Origin of the sequence: Sphingomonas sp. LH128, assembly GCF_000293195.2 — a bacterium.
Taxonomy (GTDB): domain Bacteria; phylum Pseudomonadota; class Alphaproteobacteria; order Sphingomonadales; family Sphingomonadaceae; genus Novosphingobium; species Novosphingobium resinovorum_A.
The window spans coordinates 1-4139 of record NZ_ALVC01000303.1; the positions used below are offsets into that span (position 1 = coordinate 1).

General features: G+C 65.1%; 4 protein-coding genes. 2 read left to right on the top strand and 2 right to left on the bottom strand.

The genetic code is table 11. From position 1 onward, the window contains the following. On the top strand, window positions 1-309 hold a 309-nt coding region (locus tag LH128_RS34710; protein ID WP_008831893.1), incomplete at its 5' end, for a hypothetical protein. A 139-nt stretch (window positions 310-448) separates the two neighbouring features. Here LH128_RS34710 and LH128_RS22000 read toward each other — a convergent pair. Both LH128_RS22000 and LH128_RS22005 read right to left on the bottom strand, forming a co-directional pair. Beyond that, entirely contained in the window at window positions 449-1165 is a 717-nt protein-coding gene (locus tag LH128_RS22000) for an SDR family NAD(P)-dependent oxidoreductase (protein WP_008831894.1), read from the bottom strand. After that, entirely contained in the window at window positions 1162-2175 is a 1014-nt protein-coding gene (locus LH128_RS22005; protein WP_008831895.1) for an NADP-dependent oxidoreductase, read from the bottom strand. The genes LH128_RS22000 and LH128_RS22005 overlap by 4 nt, the downstream gene beginning before the upstream one ends. A 153-nt stretch (window positions 2176-2328) precedes the next feature. Here LH128_RS22005 and LH128_RS22010 point away from each other — a divergent pair. After that, window positions 2329-4139, top strand: a 1811-nt coding sequence (locus LH128_RS22010) for a TonB-dependent receptor (RefSeq protein ID WP_008831896.1), incomplete at its 3' end; no start/stop codon positions are given.

Consider the following 4139-nt stretch of genomic DNA (forward strand, 5'->3'; position numbering starts at 1 on the left):
GGAGTGGTTCGTGGCTATCTCGTTCTGCCTTATGGCCTCTATTTGCTGCGCAAACGCCTGGAAATTCCGTTTCGCGACGTTTTCGCAAGCCTTAGGCCCGCGCTGACCAGCAGCGCACTCATGGTTGTGCTGATACTTGCATGTGTGCGGACGAGCGAAGCGTCCATATCGCCACTGGGGATCATAGCCTTCGCATTGCCCTCAGGGGTCGTGACCTATGTCGGTTCATACATATGGCAGGACCCTGCCATTCTTGTCCAAGCGCGGGACATGCTTCGCAGCAGGTTGTGCAGGAACGCGCCGCGCTGACCTTTTATCGACCGATCGCAGCGCCGTCGGCTCGGCGTGCCGGACCAACCCGCGAACATACGGCGGGAGGGATTGCGGCGGATTTATCTCGCCAGGTCCCGATCGGCTTTGGGTCTTGCTCCGTCCCCACCTTTGGCGATCAATGCCGCACCATCGCGCCACCATCCACCCACAGGCCATGGCCGGAAACGAACCGCGCGTCCTCGCTGCACAGGAAGGCCACGACATCGGCGATGTCCCCGGCTTGCCCGAGGCGGCGCAGCGGGGCCTTGCCTTCCCAGAAGGTACGGTATTCCGGCATCTGATCAAAAGCGGGAGCCGTCATCGGCGTGTCGATGGCGCCGGGCTGGACGCACGTGGCGGTGACGCCGAAAGGCCCCAGCTCCGCTGCGACGGACTTGGTGAAGCCCAGCACTGCGTGCTTGGATGCCGAATAGGCACACAGGCCCTCATCCCCATATGTCGAGGTGGTCGAGCCGATCGTGACGATGCGCCCTGCCCCGTGTGCTTTCAGGTGCGGAGTAGCCTCGCGCACCAGACGGAACACGGCGACGAGGTTCACGTCGAGCACGCGCTGGAAGTACGCGTCGTCATGCCCCTCCAGAGGATGGAAGGCGCTGATCCCGGCGCAGGGGACAACCGTATCCAGCCCGCCCATCCGCTCTATCGCGGCGGCGACCAGCCGCGCATTGGCATCCGCTTCGGTAAGGTCCGCGATGAAGTCCACCTCGCCCTGGATGTCGGCGGTGAAGACTTGCGCCCCGTCCGCCGCCAGCCGCGCGGCGACGGCCGCACCGATGCCCGAGCCTGCTCCGGTAACGATGGCCCTGCGGCCCGCCAGCCTGCCCGCGCTCATGCGATCTTCAACACCAGTTTGCCGGTATTCGCGCCGGAGAACAGCCGCATGAAGGCCGGGTAGGCGTTCTCGAGCCCTTCCTGCACGTCCTCGTCGGCGCGCAGTTTTCCTTCTGCCAACCATTGCGCCATCTGCGCGCCGCCTTCAGCGAAGCGGTGCGCGTAGTCGGCGATCAGGAACCCGTGGATCGTCGCGCGCCGGGCCAGGATCTGCCACAAGTTGCGCAGGCCCAGCTTTTCGGGCGTGTTGTATTCGGCGATGAGGCCGCACAGGACGATCCGGGCGTGATGCGCAAGGGTGAAGACTTCCGCCTCCAGCACCGGGCCGCCGACGTTCTCGAACACCACGTTGACGCCGTCGGGAGCGGCCGCCGCGATCTCGGAGACGAGGCTCGCGTGGTCCTTGCCCTTATAGTCGATGGCGGCGTCGAAGCCGTAGTCGTCGATCAGGCGGCGGCACTTTTCCGCACCACCTGCGATGCCGACCACGCGGCAGCCCATGATCCTGCCGATCTGGCCGACGGCCGAGCCTACGGCGCCTGCCGCGCCCGAGACCAGCAGAGTCTCACCCGGCCGGGGCTTTGCCACTTCCGTCAGCCCAAAGTAGGCCGTGAGCCCGACCGCGCCGAGTGCGGACAGGAAGTTCGACGGCGACGCCACGGCCTCTACATCGATCGGCATCGTGAAGCCGCCGGGCATGGCGACGGAGTAGTCCTCCAGTGCGTTGAGCCCCATGACCCATTGGCCGACCGCGAAGTCCGGGTTGTCCGAGGCATGGACCACGCCCACCGTCGTTGCGCGCACCGGATCGCCGAGCGGGATCGGCGGCATGTAGCTTTCCGTATCGTCCATCCATCCGCGCTGGGCCGGATCGAGAGAGGCGTAATGGTTGCGCACCACGATACCGCCGGGCGGCGGCGCGGGGACAGGTTCGGTCACCAGCATGAAGTCTTCGGGAACGGGTTCCCCTTCCGGCCTGCGCGCAAGCAGGAATCGCCGGTTCTCGGCCATGGCATCGATCTCCTCTATTTATGCGAGTGGTCCGATTTCGGACGCAAACCTGCACCTGTGCAAATCGACAGGTAGGGCGCGAAACGATCCGATGCATAGTGACCACCGGAAGACGGCCTCACAGAATCGCGGCCGCACCGGGAGGATAAACTGATGGCATCCGCACATGTTCGCGGAGCGCGGAACACCGCGCTCATCAAGCTCGCACTCGCATCCAGCGCACTGACCTGTATTTCGGCACCCGCCTTCGCGCAGGACGCCGCCCCGCAGGCGGCCGACACCGCCGTGGTCGATCCGAACGAGATCATCGTCTCGGCCCGCCGCCGCTCGGAAACGCTGCAGGAAACCCCGATCGCGATCACCGCCGTCAGCGCGGCGATGCTTGAGAACAAGGCCTCGGCCAACATCGGCGACCTGCAGGGCGCCGCGCCGGGCCTGCTCATCACCCAGCAGAATTCAGGCGCGCAGGCGGCCAACATCTCGATCCGCGGCCTGACTTATGCCGACATCGAGAAGTCGCAGACCCCGACCGTCGGCGTCGTGGTGGACGGGGTGACGATCGGCACCAACACCGGCCAGTTGCAGGACGCCTTCGACATCGCCCAGATCGAAGTGCTGCGCGGGCCGCAGGGCACGCTGTTCGGCGCCAACACCATCGGCGGCGTCATCAACATCACCCGCACCAAGCCCACCATGGAGCCCGGCGGCAAGGCCGAATTCACCTACGGCCGCTGGAACACCTGGGCCGGCAAGGCCATCGTCAACTATGGCGACGGCGAGACCTGGGGCATCAAGGGCTGGTACTTCCACAACGAGTCCGACGGCTTCTACCGCAATGCCATCCGCAACACCCGCGCGGGCGGCAGCAAGGCCGACAGCTACGGCGCCAGCCTGCTGTTCGAGCCTGCCGGATCGGGCTTCGACGCCCAGCTTTCGGTCGAGAACGTGGTGCAGAGCTTCGAGCCGGTGGTCAGCAACCTGACCAACAGCACCGAACTGTTCTGCGGGTTGATCCCCGCCAACGAATGCGGCCGCAACAACACTACCGACCTCTATACGGTGTTCACCCTGCCCGCCAAGAGCACCTACAAGGCGCCCAACGCCACGCTGCAGATGAACTATGATCTGGGCGGCATCAAGCTCAGCTCGATCACCGGCTGGCGGCACAGCAAGGAAGCGCAGACCCAGGACTTCGACGGGTCGTCGAGCGATCTCTACTACGTCGATCGCCGCCAGAAGTACACGCAGTGGAGCCAGGAACTGCGCGCTGCAGGCAACCTGTTCACCGGGTTCGACTACGTTGTCGGCGGGTACTACTTCCATTCGAAGTACAGCCTGACGCAGTGGACGCGCTTCTTCGGCTTCGATCCGAGCATTCCGCCGATGGAGTTCGATACCAACGCCCAGACCAACGTCGGCAAGACCACCAGCTACGCCTTCTTCGGCGACTTCAACTGGGCCTTCGCCGACAAGTGGCGCCTGTCCTTCGGCGGTCGCTGGAGCCATGACAACAAGAAGCTGACCAACAGCTTCGCCACGGCGGGCCTGATCGGTTCCGGGGACGCGAACTTCACCAAGTTCACGCCCAAGGTCGGCATCGACTATCGCCCCAGCAGCGACGTGATGCTCTATGCCAGCTGGTCGCGCGGCTATCGTTCGGGTGGCTTCAGCCCCCGCGCGGCCACCGCCGCCACCGCGAGCACCCCGTTCCAGCCCGAGACCGTGGACGCCTACGAAGTGGGCGCCAAGCTCTCGGCGTTCGATCGCAAGCTGGAATTCAACGTTGCGGGCTACGTGTCCGACTACAAGGACATGCAGCAGAACCTGACGGTTCCCGGCGGCCCGCTCGGCAACCAGACGATCACCGGCAACGTGCCGGGCGGCGCGATCATCAAGGGCATCGAGGCCGACGCCACCCTGCGCATCACCCCGCAGTTCAAGATCACCGCCTCGACTGCCTACAT

Excerpts from the sequence above, each read along its gene's own strand:
- LH128_RS22000 (WP_008831894.1), bottom strand. The coding sequence starts at position 1,165 with ATGAGCGCGGGCAGGCTGGCGGGCCGCAGGGCCATCGTTACCGGAGCA.
- LH128_RS22005 (WP_008831895.1), bottom strand. The coding sequence starts at position 2,175 with ATGGCCGAGAACCGGCGATTCCTGCTTGCGCGCAGGCCGGAAGGGGAA.